This is a genomic window from Pseudomonas sp. SID14000, from assembly GCF_002165135.1.
Lineage (GTDB): Bacteria > Pseudomonadota > Gammaproteobacteria > Pseudomonadales > Pseudomonadaceae > Aquipseudomonas.
Window position 1 is genome coordinate 213,578 of the sequence record NZ_NFZQ01000010.1, and the last position, 16,769, is coordinate 230,346.

Annotated in this window: 16 protein-coding genes; 15 read left to right on the top strand and 1 reads right to left on the bottom strand. The window is 64.3% G+C overall.

Translation table 11 applies throughout. From position 1 onward, the window contains the following. Positions 1 to 11 precede the first annotated feature (11 nt). From CAY82_RS16980 to CAY82_RS17045, 14 genes are all read left to right on the top strand, one after another. Positions 12 to 977 carry an endonuclease gene (locus CAY82_RS16980; protein ID WP_087502300.1) on the top strand — a complete coding sequence of 322 codons (966 nt, stop codon included), beginning with the start codon at positions 12 to 14 and terminating at the stop codon, positions 975 to 977. 126 nt (positions 978 to 1,103) lie between these two features. Continuing rightward, positions 1,104 to 1,418: a hypothetical protein gene (locus CAY82_RS16985; protein ID WP_087502255.1), complete on the top strand. Its 315-nt coding sequence runs from the start codon at positions 1,104 to 1,106 to the stop codon at positions 1,416 to 1,418. A gap of 48 nt (positions 1,419 to 1,466) precedes the next feature. Further along, on the top strand, positions 1,467 to 2,018 hold the full coding sequence (locus CAY82_RS16990) for a YbhB/YbcL family Raf kinase inhibitor-like protein (protein WP_087502256.1): 552 nt from the start codon (positions 1,467 to 1,469) through the stop codon (positions 2,016 to 2,018). Positions 2,019 to 2,573: 555 nt separating this feature from the next. After that, positions 2,574 to 3,629: a 3-deoxy-7-phosphoheptulonate synthase gene (locus CAY82_RS16995; RefSeq protein WP_087502257.1), complete on the top strand. Its 1,056-nt coding sequence runs from the start codon at positions 2,574 to 2,576 to the stop codon at positions 3,627 to 3,629. Between the two features lie 79 nt (positions 3,630 to 3,708). Continuing rightward, positions 3,709 to 3,990, top strand: a complete 282-nt coding sequence (locus CAY82_RS17000; protein ID WP_003248318.1) for a peptidylprolyl isomerase — start codon at positions 3,709 to 3,711, stop codon at positions 3,988 to 3,990. An 11-nt stretch (positions 3,991 to 4,001) separates the two neighbouring features. Next, positions 4,002 to 5,930, top strand: a complete 1,929-nt coding sequence (locus tag CAY82_RS17005) for an extracellular solute-binding protein (protein WP_087502258.1) — start codon at positions 4,002 to 4,004, stop codon at positions 5,928 to 5,930. Beyond that, positions 5,927 to 6,985 carry a microcin C ABC transporter permease YejB gene (locus CAY82_RS17010; RefSeq protein WP_087502259.1) on the top strand — a complete coding sequence of 353 codons (1,059 nt, stop codon included), beginning with the start codon at positions 5,927 to 5,929 and terminating at the stop codon, positions 6,983 to 6,985. The genes CAY82_RS17005 and CAY82_RS17010 overlap by 4 nt, the downstream gene beginning before the upstream one ends. Further along, on the top strand, positions 6,985 to 8,001 hold the full coding sequence (locus CAY82_RS17015) for an ABC transporter permease (protein WP_087502260.1): 1,017 nt from the start codon (positions 6,985 to 6,987) through the stop codon (positions 7,999 to 8,001). Before CAY82_RS17010 ends, CAY82_RS17015 begins: the two co-directional genes overlap by 1 nt. Before the next feature lie 140 nt (positions 8,002 to 8,141). After that, complete coding sequence (locus tag CAY82_RS17020) at positions 8,142 to 9,524, top strand: sigma-54-dependent Fis family transcriptional regulator (protein ID WP_087502261.1); 1,383 nt, start codon at positions 8,142 to 8,144, stop codon at positions 9,522 to 9,524. Positions 9,525 to 9,792: 268 nt separating this feature from the next. Next, positions 9,793 to 11,184, top strand: coding sequence for a GntP family permease (locus CAY82_RS17025; RefSeq protein ID WP_087502262.1), 1,392 nt, complete (start codon positions 9,793 to 9,795; stop codon positions 11,182 to 11,184). 10 nt (positions 11,185 to 11,194) lie between these two features. Beyond that, positions 11,195 to 11,965 carry a 3-hydroxybutyrate dehydrogenase gene (hbdH, locus tag CAY82_RS17030; protein ID WP_087502263.1) on the top strand — a complete coding sequence of 257 codons (771 nt, stop codon included), beginning with the start codon at positions 11,195 to 11,197 and terminating at the stop codon, positions 11,963 to 11,965. Positions 11,966 to 12,020: 55 nt separating this feature from the next. Further along, positions 12,021 to 12,500: a serine protease inhibitor ecotin gene (gene eco / locus CAY82_RS17035; protein WP_087502264.1), complete on the top strand. Its 480-nt coding sequence runs from the start codon at positions 12,021 to 12,023 to the stop codon at positions 12,498 to 12,500. An 88-nt stretch (positions 12,501 to 12,588) separates the two neighbouring features. Then, complete coding sequence (locus tag CAY82_RS17040; RefSeq protein ID WP_087502265.1) at positions 12,589 to 14,544, top strand: acetoacetate--CoA ligase; 1,956 nt, start codon at positions 12,589 to 12,591, stop codon at positions 14,542 to 14,544. Positions 14,545 to 14,746: 202 nt separating this feature from the next. After that, positions 14,747 to 15,022, top strand: a complete 276-nt coding sequence (locus CAY82_RS17045; protein ID WP_013972552.1) for a peptidylprolyl isomerase — start codon at positions 14,747 to 14,749, stop codon at positions 15,020 to 15,022. On the opposite strand, the gene CAY82_RS17050 is transcribed toward CAY82_RS17045, so the two are convergent. Continuing rightward, on the bottom strand, positions 15,019 to 15,645 hold the full coding sequence (locus CAY82_RS17050) for a LysE family translocator (RefSeq protein WP_087502266.1): 627 nt from the start codon (positions 15,643 to 15,645) through the stop codon (positions 15,019 to 15,021). The genes CAY82_RS17045 and CAY82_RS17050 overlap by 4 nt on opposite strands. 131 nt (positions 15,646 to 15,776) lie before the next feature. Here CAY82_RS17050 and CAY82_RS17055 point away from each other — a divergent pair, with 131 nt between their 5' ends. After that, entirely contained in the window at positions 15,777 to 16,595 is an 819-nt protein-coding gene (locus CAY82_RS17055; protein WP_087502267.1) for an AraC family transcriptional regulator, read from the top strand. Positions 16,596 to 16,769 lie beyond the last annotated feature (174 nt).

Sequence of the window (16,769 nt, forward strand, 5' to 3'; positions counted from 1 at the left end):
ATGTTTCTCTCATGAAATCACTGCTTTACGCCGTATTCTTACTGTTTTCCTTCACCCTCCCCGCCCTGGCCAACCCGCCAGCGACCTTCACCGAAGCCAAAGTGGTGGCCAAGCAGAAGGTGTACATGGACCAGGCCAGCAGTGCCATGGGTGACCTGTACTGCGGCTGCAAATGGACCTGGGTGGGCAAGTCCGGCGGGCGTATCGATCCCGCCTCGTGCGGCTACCAGACCCGCAAGCAGCAGAACCGAGCAGAGCGCACCGAATGGGAGCACATCGTGCCGGCCTATACCTTCGGCAACCAGCGCCAGTGCTGGAAGAACGGTGGCCGCGAGCATTGCGTGGATGACGACCCGGTATTCCGTGCCATGGAGGCCGACCTGTTCAACCTGTACCCGGCAGTGGGTGAGGTCAACGGCGACCGCAGCAATTTCAACTACGGCATGGTTGCTGGCAATGCCGGGCAATACGGGCAGTGCTCCACCAAGGTCGACTTCGTGCAGCGTGCTGCCGAACCACGTGACGAAGTGAAAGGCCTGGTCGCCCGCACCACGTTCTACATGTACGACCGCTACAAGCTGAACATGTCGCGCCAGCAGCAACAGCTGCTGATGGCCTGGGACAAACAATACCCGGTGTCGGCCTGGGAGAAAGAGCGTGACCGGCGCATTGCCGCGATCATGGGGCATGCCAACCCCTTCGTGACCGGGGAACGCAAATGGACCGCCAACTACAAGCCGGTCGGCGGTGGCGTGGTGCAAGCGGTGCCGGCGAAGGCCGCCAAACCGGAGGCCAAGCCGAGCCTGGCCAGTGCCGGGTCGGTGGGGGCGGTGCTTGGCAACCGCAACAGCCACGTCTATCACCTCTCCGTCGGCTGCCCGGGCTATACCCAGCTTACCGCGAAGAACCAGGTCACCTTCGCCACAGAAGGTGAGGCGCAGGCAGCGGGCTATCGCAAGGCGGGCAACTGCCGCTGATCGGCCCCCTTGCAATCGATCGGGCTGCACAGCAGCCCGATCGAATGACCATCCGTCGCCCAGACGGCACCCCACTCCCCGCCCTCAGCCCAACGAATGACAGATCATCCGCAAAGGAGACGTTCCATGATCCGCATTCGCCCACTCTCGCTGTGCCTTGCCCTTGCCCTTGCCCTGGCCGCTGCCACTGGCACCAGCCTGGCCGCCACCGACACCCATACCGACAGCCACCCGCCAACCGACCAGTCCGGTGGCAAGACTGCCGGTGAAGGTAGCAGCGTCAACAGCCCTGGCAGCAGCAAAGGCAACGACAGCAGCGACACCGGCAGCAACAGCGATGCCGCCGACGGCGCCGCTGGCGGCTCCAACAGCACCGGCGAAGCCACCGGTTCCGGCGCCGGGCGCACCGGCGGCACCGCCGAGGACCAGGACAGCCATTGAGGCCAGCCTGGGCTACACTGCGCCCGAACGCCCTGCCAAGGATTCACCATGAACCTCAAACCCTGGCTGCTTGCCGCCCTGCTGCCGTGCAGCACCTTGGCCGTCGCTGGCGGCCAGGGTGCGCTGTCGATCAGTTCGTCGTCGTTCACCGATGGCGGCGTGATCGCCTTGCAGCAGGTTGGCCCGGACCCGGCCTGCGGCGCTGGCGAAGAGCGCACCCCGCAACTGAGCTGGGACAACCTCCCCGCAGGCACCCGGTCGCTGGCGCTGATCATGTTCGACCCGGACGGCGGCAAGGGTATTGGCGTGGTCCACTGGATCGCCTACAACATTGACCCGGCTCAGGATGGGCTGAAGGAAGGCATCGCCGGGCTGACCGGGCCAGGCGTGACCGTGGGTCGCAATTCGCGGGGCACGCTCAGCTACCGAGGCCCCTGCCCACCCGCCGGCGACAACCCGCACCACTACGCACTGACGCTGATCGCCACCGACCTGCCATTGGGCACCCTGCCCGAGGGCCTGGACCGCAGTGGCCTGCTGCAACTGCTGCAAGGCCACGCGCTAGGGGCGCAGAGCCTGATCGGGCGCTATGGCCATTGAACCATCCAGTACAAAAACAAATGATCGCCCCCATAGCATTTATCCATTGAATGGCCCGACCGAACTGAAGTAAGCTCGGGCTCATTCACTGGAGAGCAACATGCCAAAACACACCCGCAACCACGCCAACCACACCGGTCGCACCCTGCGCCCTGTGCTGGCCGTTGCCGGCTGCGTGGCACCTGCCAGCTATTACTTCGGGTATTGGTTTAGCCACTAGGCGCCGATACCCACACGGCGCCCACCTTCGAGGGGCCGCCGAACATGAGAATACTCAAACCCCCGGTCGGCTCCCCGACCGGGGGTTTTGCTTTTCAGGCCTTTGAACAACACCGATTCACATTGAGGACAGATTCATGAACTACGCCACTTATTACTACGCAAACACCTACGCCTGGCGATTTAGCCAATCCCGTTCGGGCCAGCCTGCCGCCTCCGTTCGGTCTTCCACAGGTGGCAATGCAGCAGCCAATACGAATTCAACGATCTGTCGAACACCTCGATAGGGCCGACCGCGCGGGCCAGAACCCGCCGTCCGCCCAGGGAAAAAACGCCATGCAAGCTTCCAGCCTCGCCCTGACCCAGCCGCAAGCAGCCAATACCACCGTCAGCCAGCGCCTGCCCAGCCCGCACCTGCTCAAGCAGCAAATGCCGCTGTCCAGCGACCTTACCCAGCAAGTCCATGCCCACCGCCAGGCCATCCGCGACATTCTCGAAGGCCGTGACCAGCGCCTGCTGGTGATCGTTGGTCCCTGCTCGATCCACGACCCACGCTCAGCCCTGGAATACGCCGATCGCCTGGCAGCCCTCAGCCGCGAAGTCGACGACAAGCTGCTGCTGGTGATGCGCGCCTACGTCGAAAAACCTCGCACCACGGTCGGCTGGAAAGGCCTGGCCTACGACCCGCACCTCGATGGCAGCGATGACATGCACGGCGGCATCGCCTTGTCCCGCGGGCTGATGCTGAACATGATCGAACGCGGTCTGCCGGTTGCCACCGAATTGCTGCAGCCCATGGCTGCCGGCTACTTCGATGACCTTCTGGCCTGGGCCGCGATTGGCGCGCGCACCACCGAGTCGCAGATCCACCGCGAAATGGTCAGTGGCCTGGAGCTACCGGTCGGCTTCAAGAACGGCACCGACGGCGGTATTGCCATCGCCAGCGACGCCATGCGCAGCGCCGCCCACCCGCACCGCCACTTCGGCATGGATGCACAGGGCTACCCGGCCATCATCGAGACCTTGGGCAACCCGGATACGCACCTGGTGCTGCGCGGCGGCCACAAGGGCCCTAACTACGATGCCAACAGCATCGCCATGGCCCGCCAGGCGCTGGCCAAGGCCGGGCTGCAGGCGCGGATCATGGTCGATTGCAGTCATGCCAACAGCGGCAAGGACCCGGCGCGTCAGCCGGCGGTATTCAACGATGTGCTGGAGCAGCGCCTGGCCGGCGACCGCTCGATCGTCGGCGTGATGATCGAAGGGCACCTGTTCGACGGCTGCCAGACGCTGGGCAAGGGTGCACTGAAATACGGCGTGTCGATCACCGATGGCTGCCTGGGCTGGGCCTCGACCGCAACCCTGTTGCGGGAGGCGGCACAAAAACTGTAGGAAGCGGGTTGCAAGCCTGGCGAGACATACCCCGGACAAGTGCGCTAGGCTTGCCTTTTTACCCCAAGGAGCAGTACCCATGGCCCGTGCAACCGCCCGCCACATCCTGGTCAGCAGCGAAGATAAATGCAACGAACTGAAAGCCCAGATCGAAGCAGGCGCCGACTTCGCTGAAATCGCCAAAGCCAACTCCACCTGCCCATCCAGCCGCCAGGGCGGTGACCTGGGCTCGTTCGGCCCGGGCCAGATGGTCAAGGAGTTCGACACCGTGGTGTTCAGCGCCCCGGTCAACACCGTACAAGGCCCGGTGAAGACCCAGTTCGGCTACCACCTGCTGGAAGTGACCAGCCGCCAGGACTAAGTAGCCAGTAGCTGCTCATGTCCCCTGTGGGAGCGGGTTCACCCGCGAAAGCGCCAGATCAGGCAACGACGTTGCGTGAACGGACGCATTCGCGGGTGAACCCGTTCCCACAGGCCCTGTGTTACCTTTTTCTGCTTTGTTTTTCCTTCAATAGCCAGGCTGCACCCACCCACGCCCTCACCGTCTACGGTGAAGCCCCCCGCTACAGCGCCAACTTCCGGCATTTCGACTACGTCAACCCCGACGCCCCCAAAGGCGGCATCCTGCGCCGCTCGGCCATCGAGATCGGCCAGTTCGACCATATCCTGCCGTACATCGACAAGGGCATCGGCGTCAGCGAGGTCGATGGCCTGCTTTACGCACCACTGGCCGTGCGCTCGTTCGATGAACCCTACACCGTCTACGGCCTGATCGCCCGGCGCATGGAGCGCGGCCCGGACGATGCCTGGCTGCGTTTCGAGATCGACCCACGCGCCACCTTCGCCGATGGCAAGCCGGTGCGTGCCGAAGATGTACGCTTTACCTTCGAGCTGCTGATGAGCAAGGGCAGCCTCAAGTACCGCACCCAGTTCGCCGATGTTGCCGCCGTTGTCGTGGAAAGCCCGCACAGCGTGCGCTTCGACCTCAAACCCGACCACGGCCGCACCCTGCCGCTGGACCTCGCCAGCCTGCCGGTACTGCCTGAACACGACTGGCAGCAGCGCGATTTTGCCAACGGCGCCGGTTTCGACAAACCGGTAGGTAGCGGGCCGTACCGTATCGGGCACATCGACAACGGCCGCAGCATCACCTTCGAGCGCGATCCGAGCTGGTGGGCGCGCGACCTATCGGTCAGCCGTGGCCGCTACAATTTCACAAAGCTGCGCATCGAGTACTTTGGCGATACCGAGGTGGCGCGGCAGGTGCTAAAAGGCGGTGGCTACGACTACAACCGTGAGTTCTCCGCCACTGCTTACACCCTGGGCTACAACGGCGCGCAACTGGACGACGGCCGTCTGCAGCGCGCCCACCTGGGCCCGGCCAAGCCGCAGGTGGCCCAGGGCTTCGTGTTCAACCTCGACCAGCCGCAGTTCAAGGATCGCCGCGTGCGCCAGGCGCTGGGCATGTTGTGGGACTACGAGTGGAGCAACCGGCAGATGATGCGCAGTATGTACATCCGCCAGCAAAGCGTATTCTCCAATACCCCACTGGCCGCCCGCCAACTGCCGGATGCAAGCGAGTTGAAACTGCTCGAACCTTTGCGCGGCAAGGTACCGGACGAAGTCTTCAGCAGCGTCTTCACCGCCCCGGTCACAGATGGTTCAGGGATCATCCGCAAGCAGCAGTTGCAGGCGCTGGCGCTGCTGGAGCAAGCCGGCTGGCGCCCCGAAGGCGACCGTCTGGTGAACAGCCAGGGCACGCCGCTGGCGTTCACTTTTCTCAATGGCCAGACAGGTATGGAACGCCTGCTGCTGCCATGGAAGCGCAACCTGGCACAGATTGGCGTGACCATGGACATCCGCAACGTCGACTCGGCCCAATACGTAAACCGCCTGATGGCCCGTGACTACGACATGATCGTTACCGGCTACCCGGTTACCCTGTCGCCTGGCGCCGAGCTGTACAACTACTTTGGCTCGGCAGCGGCCCACGACCCCGGGTCGAACAACCTGATGGTGCTGCAGGACCCCGCCGTGGACCACTTGATCGACGGCCTGGTACGCGCCGACACCCAGGCCGACATGCTGCACCACGCCCATGCCCTGGACCGGGTGCTGCAATGGAACTACTACTGGATCCCCAACTATTACCCACCTGGCAGTTCCACCGTCTGGTGGAACCGCTTCGGCCTGCCCAAGGTCCAGGCTGCGTATGACGAAGGCCTGGATACCTGGTGGGAAATCAGCCCTACCGCGCTGACCAATGCGCAAATGGCCGAACGCCGGAAACCCTCGCCATGACCACCTACATCCTGCGCCGCCTGTTGCTGATCGTCCCGACCCTGCTGGCGATCCTGCTGGTCAACTTCGTCATTGTCCAGGCCGCGCCGGGTGGCCCGGTGGAGCAGGCGGTAGCGCGCCTGCAGGGCATCGGCGGCGGCGCTCCCGGTGCCCGGGCGGAGGTGGTACACGCCGAGTCACGGGCCACCCGTGGCCTGGACCCTAAACTGATCGAGGAGATCAAACGCCAGTACGGCTTCGACAAGTCCGCCCCCGAGCGCCTGTGGTTGATGCTGGGCCAATATGCCCGGCTGGACTTCGGCAACAGCTTCTTCCGCGGCGCCAAGGTCACCGACCTGATCCTCGACAAGTTGCCGGTCACCCTGTCGCTGGGCTTCTGGGCCACGCTGATCACCTACCTGGTGTCGATCCCGCTGGGCATCCGCAAGGCGGTTCGCCACGGCAGCCGCTTCGACGCCTGGAGCAGCGCACTGATCGTGGTCGGCTATGCCCTGCCCTCGTTCCTGTTCGCCCTGCTGCTGATCGTGCTGTTCGCCGGCGGCACCTCGCTCAACTGGTTCCCGGTGCGCGGCCTGGTCTCGGACAACTTCGACGAGCTCAGCCTGCTGGGCAAGGTCGCCGACTATTTCTGGCACCTGGTACTGCCGGTCGGCGCCCTGGTGATTGGCGGCTTCGCCACCCTGACACTGCTGACCAGGAACGCCTTCCTCGACGAGATTTCCCGGCAATACGTGGTCACCGCCCGCGCCAAGGGCCTGAGCGAGCGTCGGGTGCTGTATGGCCACGTGCTGCGCAATGCCATGCTGCTGGTGGTGGCCGGGTTGCCACAGGCGTTGATCACGGTGTTCTTCGCCGGCTCGTTGCTGATCGAGGTGATCTTCTCGCTCGATGGCCTGGGCCGCATGAGTTACGACGCGGCCGTGTCGCGGGATTACCCGGTGGTATTCGGCACGCTGTTCATCTTCACCTTGGCGGGCCTGCTGATCCGTCTGATCGGCGACCTGTCGTACACCCTGCTCGACCCGCGTATCGACTTCGACGCGAGGGCAAACTGATGCTTTCGCCGATCTCGCGCCGTCGCCTGCAGCGCTTTCGACGCAACCGCCTGGGTTGGGTGTCGCTTTGGCTGTTCGCCGGCCTTTTGCTGCTGAGCCTGTGTGCCGAGCTGGTGGCCAACGACAAACCGCTGCTGCTGGGCTACAAGGGCGAGCTGTACATGCCGGCGCTCAAGCGCTACACCGAACAGCAGTTCGGCGGCCAGCTGCCGTTCCAGCCGGACTACCGCAGCGCCTATGTACGCCAGCTGATCGAACAGCAAGGTGGCTGGATGCTGTTCGCCCCCATCCCGTTCAGCGCCGATACCCCCAACTACGACCTGCAAGTGCCCACCCCCAGCCCGCCAAGCGCGAGCAACTGGCTGGGTACCGACGACCAGGGCCGCGATGTGCTGGCCCGGGTACTGTACGGCACGCGGGTGTCGCTGCTGTTCGCCTTCGCCCTGACCGTGGTCAGCGTGCTGATCGGCGTGGTGGCCGGTGCCTTGCAGGGCTACCACGGGGGCTGGGTAGACCTGTTCGGCCAGCGCCTGCTGGAGGTTTGGTCAGGGTTGCCGGTACTGTACCTGCTGATCATCCTGAGCGGGTTCGTCGAGCCGGACTTCTGGTGGCTGCTGGGGATCATGGCGTTGTTCTCCTGGCTGACCCTGGTCGATGTGGTACGCGCCGAGTTCCTGCGCGGTCGCAACCTGGAGTACGTGAAGGCTGCCCGGGCGCTGGGGTTGCCGGACAGCCAGGTGATGCTGCGGCACATCTTGCCCAATGCCATGAACGCGACGCTGACCTATGTGCCGTTCATGCTGACCGGTGCGATCACTACCCTGACTGCGCTGGATTTTCTCGGTTTCGGCATGCCGGCCGGGAGTGCTTCGCTGGGTGAGCTGGTGACCCAGGGCAAACAGCATCTGGAGGCGCCATGGCTGGGCTTTACCGCATTCTTTGCGCTGGCGGTGATCCTGTCGCTGCTGGTGTTTATCGGGGATGCCTTGCGCGAGGCGTTCGACCCAAGGGGATAGGTTTGCAGGTCAGGCCTCTTCGCGGGTAAACCCGCTCCCACAGGGTCACCACAAATCCTGAGGACTGTGGGGTACCTGTGGGAGCGGGTTTACCCGCGAAGAGGCCGGCCCTGCTTTTACAGATTTCAGGATTTTTACCCATGCACGACAGCGACAGCCTCAAGGACTACCCCCAGGTACGGCAACTGGCGATCCGCTCCCTGTTCGAGATCATCGAACAGTCCAGCGAAGGCACGGTGATCGTCGACCGCCAGGCGCGTATCGTCTGGATGAACGAGCGCTACGCCCGGCGCTTTGGTCTGGCCGACGCCGCCAGTGCCATCGGCCAGCCGTGCGAGGCGGTGATCCCGGGCAGCCTGATGCGCGAAGTGGTGAGTAATGGCCGGCCGATCCTGCTGGACATGCTCGACACCCCGAACGAGCCCCTGGTGGTAATGCGCTTGCCCATCCACGATGACCAGGGTGCGCTTATCGGCGCCATCGGCTTTGCCCTGTTCGATGAGTTGCGCAGCCTGTCGCCGCTGCTCAAACGCTACTCCAGCATGCAGCAGGAGCTGGCCTCGACCCGCTCGCAGCTACGCGCCCGCCAGGCCAAGTACAGCTTCGCCCAGTTCGTCGGCAGCAGCGCCGCCAGCCTGGAGGCCAAGCGCCGCGCCCGGCGTGGCGCGAGCGGTGATTCGCCGGTGTTGCTGCTGGGCGAAACCGGCACCGGCAAGGAGCTGCTGGCCCATGCCATCCACGCGGCATCGGCACGGGCGCACAAGGCGTTTGTCAGCATCAACAGTGCGGCGATCCCCGAGACACTGCTGGAAGCCGAGTTCTTCGGCACCGCCCCCGGTGCCTTTACCGGCGCCGACCGCAAGGGCCGCAGCGGTAAGCTGCAACTGGCCGAAGGCGGCACGCTGTTCCTCGACGAGATCGGCGATATGCCGTTGGCCCTGCAGAGCAAACTGCTACGGGTGCTGCAAGAGAAGGAGTACGAGCCGGTAGGCTCGAACCAGATGCTACGCAGCGATGTGCGCATCATTGCCGCCACCTCCATCGACCTGCAGGCCGCCATCGCTCGCGGGGCATTCCGCGCCGACCTGTATTACCGGCTGAATGTGCTACCGATCGAGGTACCGCCACTGCGGCAACGCCTGGAGGACCTGCCAGCGCTGTGCGAGGCCATCCTGGGCGAACTGGGCAGCCAGTATGAGCTGGAGGCCGAAGCGCAGCAGTTGCTGGCACGGCATGCATGGCCGGGGAACATTCGCGAGCTGCGCAATGTGCTGGAGCGGGCGACGCTGCTGGCGGATCAGCCGCGGCTGGGGGTGGCGGATCTACGGGCGGCATTGGGGCCAATGAGCCCGGTGGCCGATACGCCAGTGCAACAGACATACCGTGAGGCGTGTGAAGAGTTTGAGCGCGAGCTGATTGCCGGGGCACTGGCCGAACATGCGGGAAATGTGCCGGAAGCTGCGTCGGCGTTAGGACTGGGGCGCTCGACGCTATACAAGAAGATGGTGGCGCTTGGTCTCTGATAGGAGACTTTTGTTTCCATTTTGAGATTGCCGCGAGGGCTTTGCCCTTGATCGCGACACAAGGCCGCTCCTACAGGGAACCGCGGTGCACTTGTAGGAGCGGCCTTGTGTCGCGATGGGCCGCAAGGCGGCCCCAAAATCTCAAATAAGAGACAAAAATTCAGAAGAAAACAAAATACCTATATAAATCAATAAGTTAAAATCTGGCACGATTCCCGCTATCTCCTGCAAATCAATAAAAACAAGACTCACCCAGGAGATCCACCCGATGACCGTGCTCATCGCCCTCGCCGCTTTGGCCCTGCTGATGCTCGCTGCCTACCGCGGCTACAGCGTAATCCTCTTCGCCCCCATCGCCGCTCTCGGAGCGGTATTACTCACCGACCCGTCCGCCGTGGCCCCTGCATTCACCGGGGTGTTCATGGAGAAAATGGTCGGCTTCATCAAGCTCTACTTCCCGGTGTTCCTGCTAGGCGCCGTGTTCGGCAAGCTGATCGAACTGTCCGGCTTCTCGCGCTCGATCGTCGCTGCCGCCATCCGCGTGCTCGGCACCCGCCAGGCAATGCTGGTGATCGTGCTGGTCTGCGCCCTGCTCACCTATGGCGGCGTCTCGCTGTTCGTGGTGGTGTTCGCGGTGTACCCGTTCGCGGCCGAGATGTTCCGCCAGAGCAATATCCCCAAGCGCCTGATTCCGGCAACCATTGCCCTGGGCGCGTTCTCGTTCACCATGGACGCCCTGCCCGGCACCCCGCAGATCCAGAACATCATCCCCAGCACCTTCTTCAACACCACCGCCTGGGCCGCGCCCTGGCTGGGGCTGATCGGAACGCTGTTCGTGTTCTGCGTCGGCATGGCCTACCTGCAGCGCCAGCGCAACAAGGCCCAGCGCACCGGTGAAGGCTATGGCAGCGACTTGCGCAACGAACCGGAAACCGCTGCCGACCTGGCCCTGCCCAATCCTTGGCTGGCGCTGTCGCCGCTGCTGCTGGTGGGGGTGATGAACCTGCTGTTCACCCACTGGATTCCGCAGTGGTACGGCCCCAGCCACAGCCTGCAACTGCCCGGCATGAGCGCGCCGGTACAAAGCGATGTGGCCAAGCTTACCGCCATCTGGGCAGTGCAGGCAGCGTTGCTGGTGGGCATCCTGATGGTGCTGGTGTGTGCCTTCGGCGCCATCCGCGCCCGCCTGGCCGAAGGCACCAAAAGCGCCGTGGGCGGCGCCTTGCTGGCGGCCATGAACACCGCCTCGGAATACGGCTTTGGCGCGGTAATCGCCTCGCTGCCGGGCTTCCTGGTATTGGCCGATGCCCTGCGCGGCATCCCCAACCCGCTGGTTAACGAAGCCATCACCGTGACCTTGCTGGCCGGCATCACCGGTTCTGCCTCGGGCGGCATGAGCATCGCCCTGGCGGCCATGGGCGACAGCTTCATCGCCGCCGCCAATGCCGCCAACATCCCGCTCGAAGTGTTACACCGGGTAGCCGCCATGGCCAGCGGCGGCATGGACACCCTGCCGCACAACGGCGCGGTCATCACCTTGCTTGCCGTGACCGGCCTGACCCACCGCGAGGCCTACAAGGACATTTTCGGTATTACCCTGATCAAGACCCTGGCTGTGTTCGTGGTCATCGCCACCTTCTACGCCACCGGCATCGTCTAAGGAGCTTTGCATGACCCTCAAAGGCAAGACTGCACTCGTCACCGGTTCCACCAGCGGCATCGGCCTGGGCATTGCCCAGGTACTGGCCCGCGCAGGCGCCAACATCGTGCTCAACGGCTTCGGCGACCCGGCACCAGCGCTGGCCGAAATCGCCCGACACGGGGTGAAGGCAGTCCATCGACCGGCCGACCTGTCGGACGTGGCCCAGATCGAAGCCCTGTTCGCCCTGGCCGAGCGGGAGTTCGGCGGCGTCGACATCCTGGTCAACAACGCCGGTATCCAGCATGTGGCACCGGTGGAGCAGTTCCCGCTGGAAAGCTGGGACAAGATCATCGCCCTCAACCTGTCGGCCGTGTTCCACGGTACGCGCCTGGTCCTGCCCGGCATGCGCACGCGCAACTGGGGGCGCATCATCAACATTGCCTCGGTGCATGGCCTGGTCGGCTCCACCGGCAAGGCGGCCTATGTGGCGGCCAAGCACGGCGTGGTCGGCCTGACCAAGGTGGTGGGCCTGGAAACCGCCACCAGCAACGTCACCTGCAATGCCATCTGCCCTGGCTGGGTCCTGACTCCGCTGGTGCAGAAACAGATCGATGATCGTGCTGCCAACGGTGGCGATCCGCTGCAAGCGCAGCACGATCTGCTGGCAGAAAAACAACCATCGCTGGCCTTCGTCACCCCCGAACACCTGGGTGAGCTGGTACTATTCCTGTGCAGCGAGGCCGGTAGCCAGGTTCGCGGTGCCGCCTGGAACGTCGATGGTGGCTGGTTGGCCCAGTGACGGGCGGCCTAGGCCTGGCGGCGGTCTTGCATTCGTTTATCTGCAAGGAGGCCCTATGCGCCCTACCCCGATGACCGCGACCCTGGCTCTGACCCTGGCTGCCGCTGCACCCGCGATGGCAGCCAGCCTGAAGGACGTCGCGCCCTACCCCGAGGCGGAAAAAGGCTTCACCCGGCAGGTCATCCATCTACCGGCCCAGGCTGACGAGTCGGCCTATCAACTGGAAATCCTCGCCGGCAAGACCCTGAAGGTGGACTGCAATCGCCAGCGCCTGGGCGGCAGCCTGGAGGAGCGTACCCTGGAAGGCTGGGGCTACAGCTACTACCGCCTGGACAAGGTCAGCGGCCCGGCCAGCACACTGATGGCCTGCCCCGATGGCAAGAAGACCGAAGCCTTCGTGCCGGTGGTCGGTGAAGGCTTCATGCTGCGCTACAACAGCAAGCTGCCGGTGGTGGTGTATGTGCCCAAGGATGTCGAAGTGCGCTACCGCGTGTGGTCGGCATCGCAGGACGTACAAAAGGCTAAAGTAGAGTAACGCGTAAGCCCCTGCTGCCAGGGGGACTTCTTCGCGGGCGTGCCCGCGAAGAGGCCCTCGAATCCAAATGATCATCTGGAGGTTCGGCATGAACGATGTGCTCTGGCGCCCCTCCACGGCGCAGATCAAAGCCAGCCGGATGGATGCCTTCCGCCGCTGGGTCAACCTGCGCTACAACCTGCAGCTCGACGACTACCAGGCGCTGCACCGCTGGAGCATCGAGCAGCGCCCGGCCTTCTGGCAAACCCTTGCCGACTATTTCCACGTTCACTGGCATACACCACCGAGCCAGGTACTCAGCGAAGGGCCGCAGATGCCCGATGCCCATTGGTTTGCCAACGCCACCCTCAACTTCGCAGAACATCTGCTGCGCCGTCGCGACGACCGCCCGGCCCTGGTCGCGGTGCGCGAGGACGGCCAACGCCAACTGCTCACCCATGCCCAGCTGGCCGCCCAGGTGGCCGGTCTGCAAACAGCCTTCAAGGCCGCCGGCATCGTCCCCGGCGACCGGATAGCCGCTGTGATGCCCAATACCTGGCAGACACTGGTCGCCATGCTTGCCTGCACCAGCCTCGGTGCGGTCTGGTCGAGCTCCTCGCCCGAGTTTGGCGTACACGGCATCATCGACCGCTTCGGCCAGATCGAGCCCAAGCTGCTGATCGCCTGCGCCGGTTACCAGTACGCCGGCAAAGCCATCGACCAGGTGGACAAGGTCAATCAGGTGTGCGCGCAGTTGCCCGGGCTGGAACGGCTGATCGTGGTACCCCATACCCGCAGTGGCACACGCACCGACGAATTCCAGGCCGCCAACGTCAGCCTGTGGGATGACTTCTTTCAGCCCGGCGGCGAGCCCCGCTTCACCCCGCTGCCCTTCGACCACCCGCTGTACATCCTGTATTCCAGCGGCACCACCGGCGTACCCAAGTGCATCGTCCACCGCTCCGGAGGTGTGTTGTTGCAGCACCTGAAGGAACATGGTCTGCACAGCGACCTGAAGGCTGACGACGTGCTGTTCTACTACACCACCTGCGGCTGGATGATGTGGAACTGGCTGGCCAGCGGCCTGGCGGTGGGCGCCACGCTGGTGCTGTACGATGGCTCGCCCTTCCACCCCGGCCCCGAGCGGCTACTGGACCTGATCGACGCCGAGGGCATACAGGCCTTCGGTACCAGCGCCAAGTACCTGGCGGCGCTGGAGCAGGCGGGCCTGGAGCCTGCGGCAAGCCACCAGCTGGGGCGCCTGCGCCTGCTGTTGTCCACCGGCTCGCCACTGTCACCACACAGCTACGACTACGTGTACCGCAAGATCAAGGCCGACCTGTGCCTGGCATCGATGTCCGGCGGCACCGATATCGTCTCCTGCTTCGTGCTGGGCAACCCGACCCTGCCAGTGCGCCGTGGCGAAATCCAGTGCAAGGGCCTGGGCATGGCGGTGGAGGTGTGGAACGAGCACGGCCAGCCGGTGCAGGGCGAAAAAGGCGAGTTGGTGTGCACGCGCAACTTCCCGTCCATGCCACTGGGGTTCTGGAAGGATACGGACGGCAGCCGTTACCACGATGCCTACTTCAGCCAGTTCCCGGGGGTGTGGGCCCAAGGCGACTATGCCGAACAGCGTGCCGATGGCGGGTTGGTGATTCATGGCCGCTCCGATGCGGTTCTCAACCCCGGTGGCGTGCGCATTGGCACGGCAGAGATCTACCGTCAGGTGGAAAAGGTCGAGCAGGTGCTGGAAAGCGTGGCCATCGGCCAGGACTGGCAAGGCGATGTGCGGGTGGTGCTGTTCGTTCGCCTGCGTGACGGTCTGAAACTGGATGAGCCCCTGCGCCAGCACATCCGCCAGGTGATCCGCCAGTACACCACGCCCCGCCATGTCCCGGCGGTGATCGCCCAGGTCGATGACATCCCGCGAACCATCAGCGGCAAGCTTGTGGAATTGGCGATTCGCAATGTGGTGCATGGCCTGCCGGTGAAGAACACCGATGCCCTGGCCAACCCCGAGGCGCTGGAGCAGTTCCGGGATCGCGAGGAGTTGCGTACCCCGTAATGAAGGTATTCACCGTCATTGTGGGAGCGGCCTTGTGTCGCGATAGGGCCGCAGGGCGGCCCCAGAAATTCATGCATCGCTGCTGAAATCCTGGGGCTGCTTTGCAGCCCTTTCGCGACGCAAGGCCGCTCCCACAATGGCCTCAACCCGGCTCGATCAGGCATAATGCGCGCCTTTTTCGCCCCTGAAGCACAGGTACCCCATGAAAGCCCAAGCCCGCCACATCCTGGTCAAGACCGCTGACGAAGCCGAAAAGCTCAAGCAGCGCATCGCCAATGGCGAGGCTTTCGACGTGCTCGCAAAAAAGTTCTCCACTTGCCCGTCAGGCAAGCGTGGCGGCGACCTGGGTGAAATCCGCCCCGGCCAGATGGTCGGCGCCATCGACCAGGTGATTTTCAAGAAGCCCCTGCGCGTGGTGCACGGGCCGATCAAGAGCAAATTCGGCTATCACCTGGTGCAGACGTTCTATCGCGACTAAGCGCGACGCGCAGCCAGCAGCCCGAGGCCGGCGCAGCCCAGCAGTGAGGCACTGACCCGGTTGAACAGCCGGCGCGGGCCGGGTTGGCTGAACCAGCGCTGCATGTACGCCCCCAGTCCGGCGTAGATAGCGATGGCGGCCCATTCCAGCAACAGGAACAGCACACCCAGCCAGAGGAACTGCTCACTCACCGGGGTGGCACTGCCGACCGAGACGAACTGCGGCAGGAACGCGGTGAAGATCAGGATCGCTTTCGGGTTACCAGCGGCCACCCAGAACTCCTGACGTGCCAGGCGCCAAGTGCCGCGTGGGTGATCGCTTGTCACCACTGCCTCGCCCACCGGTGCCCGCCACAGTTGCCAGGCGATATAGAACAGGTACGCCGCCCCTACCATCTTGATGGCCAGGAACAGGTATTCGCTGGTGTGCAGCACCACGGCCAGGCCCATGGCCGCCAAAGCGATCATGCCGCTGAAGGCGACGATGCGCCCGCCGCCAGCCACGCAGGCGGTGCGCAGGCCGTAACGGCTGGCATTGTGCAGCGACAGCAGGTTGTTCGGCCCCGGCGCCATGTTCAGGGCAAAGCAGGCGGGAATGAAAAGCAGCAGGCTTGAGAGGTCCATTATTGTCTTCCTTTCGCAAGAGGCGTCTATTTCGGCGGGTACGGGGTCTTGCGGTCAAGTTACAGCCAGCGGAAAAAACTGTATGGGTGCACGGCGCCTGATAAGCTGCCGGGCATACCGAGGACCCTGTGATGCCCCGTTCCCAAGCCGCGCTGTGGCGCGACCCGGCCCTGCCGCATGTCGAAAGCCGCCGCGCCTGCCATAGCCGCGCCTGCTACAAGGCCCACAGCCACCCGACGTTTTCCATCGGTGTGGTGGATGCCGGCCACAGTCATTTCACCGGTGCCGGCAACGGCCAGCAACGCCTGACGCCCGGCACGCTGGTGCTGGTCCCGGCCCATCGGGTACATGCCTGCAACCCCGAGCCCGGGCAAGCGTGGAGCTACCAGATGCTGCATGTGGATGCCGACTGGCTGGCGCAGCTGCGCCTGGAGTCCGGGCTGGAGGCTACCGGGCCCGGCGAGCCGGCACGTATCTGCCAGGTGCCGGAGGTGTATCGGCAGTTCTGCAAACTGAACAGTCTGCTGTTCTCCAACGCCAGCAATGGTGAGAAGGATGCGGCGCTGATTGCCTTTCTGGGTGACCTGGACTCTGCCAGGCACGCGCCGCTGGCGCCGGCACCTGCCCTGGGGGCGAGCGAGCTGAGTGGGCTGATCGCGCACATCGAAGGCCAGGACCCGGTGCAGTTGAGCCTGGCAGTACTGGCACGGCAGGCCGGGCTTGGGCGCTACCAGTTGATTCGCGCATTTCGCGCGGCTACCGGGTTTACGCCGCATGCCTACCTGCTCAATGCCAGGGTCAACCGTGGGCGCCAGCTGCTGAGCGAGGGGCAGGCCCTGGCGGAGGTGGCCTATCGGCTCGGGTTTGCCGACCAGAGTCATTTCCAGCGGGTGTTCAAGGCCCATGTGGGGGTGACGCCAGGGCAGTATCGGGATTTGCACGGACTCTGAGACCATGGGGGCGCTTTGCGCCCCTTTCGCGACATAAGGCCGCTCCCACAGGTGCTGCGTACGCCGTTCAATGTGGGAGCGGCCTTGTGTCGCGAAAGGGCTGCGCAGCAGCTCCGGCAATGGGCCTGCAATATTGTTCAATACGGCGTGAGCGCCGAAGGGCAGAGTTCGGCC

Excerpts from the sequence above, each read along its gene's own strand:
- CAY82_RS17000 (WP_003248318.1), top strand. The coding sequence starts at position 3,709 with ATGGCCCGTGCAACCGCCCGCCACATCCTGGTCAGCAGCGAAGATAAA.
- eco (WP_087502264.1), top strand. The coding sequence starts at position 12,021 with ATGCGCCCTACCCCGATGACCGCGACCCTGGCTCTGACCCTGGCTGCC.
- hbdH (WP_087502263.1), top strand. The coding sequence starts at position 11,195 with ATGACCCTCAAAGGCAAGACTGCACTCGTCACCGGTTCCACCAGCGGC.
- CAY82_RS17040 (WP_087502265.1), top strand. The coding sequence starts at position 12,589 with ATGAACGATGTGCTCTGGCGCCCCTCCACGGCGCAGATCAAAGCCAGC.
- CAY82_RS17050 (WP_087502266.1), bottom strand. The coding sequence starts at position 15,645 with ATGGACCTCTCAAGCCTGCTGCTTTTCATTCCCGCCTGCTTTGCCCTG.
- CAY82_RS17045 (WP_013972552.1), top strand. The coding sequence starts at position 14,747 with ATGAAAGCCCAAGCCCGCCACATCCTGGTCAAGACCGCTGACGAAGCC.
- CAY82_RS17010 (WP_087502259.1), top strand. The coding sequence starts at position 5,927 with ATGACCACCTACATCCTGCGCCGCCTGTTGCTGATCGTCCCGACCCTG.
- CAY82_RS17025 (WP_087502262.1), top strand. The coding sequence starts at position 9,793 with ATGACCGTGCTCATCGCCCTCGCCGCTTTGGCCCTGCTGATGCTCGCT.
- CAY82_RS17015 (WP_087502260.1), top strand. The coding sequence starts at position 6,985 with ATGCTTTCGCCGATCTCGCGCCGTCGCCTGCAGCGCTTTCGACGCAAC.
- CAY82_RS17055 (WP_087502267.1), top strand. The coding sequence starts at position 15,777 with ATGCCCCGTTCCCAAGCCGCGCTGTGGCGCGACCCGGCCCTGCCGCAT.
- CAY82_RS16985 (WP_087502255.1), top strand. The coding sequence starts at position 1,104 with ATGATCCGCATTCGCCCACTCTCGCTGTGCCTTGCCCTTGCCCTTGCC.
- CAY82_RS16980 (WP_087502300.1), top strand. The coding sequence starts at position 12 with ATGAAATCACTGCTTTACGCCGTATTCTTACTGTTTTCCTTCACCCTC.
- CAY82_RS16995 (WP_087502257.1), top strand. The coding sequence starts at position 2,574 with ATGCAAGCTTCCAGCCTCGCCCTGACCCAGCCGCAAGCAGCCAATACC.
- CAY82_RS16990 (WP_087502256.1), top strand. The coding sequence starts at position 1,467 with ATGAACCTCAAACCCTGGCTGCTTGCCGCCCTGCTGCCGTGCAGCACC.
- CAY82_RS17020 (WP_087502261.1), top strand. The coding sequence starts at position 8,142 with ATGCACGACAGCGACAGCCTCAAGGACTACCCCCAGGTACGGCAACTG.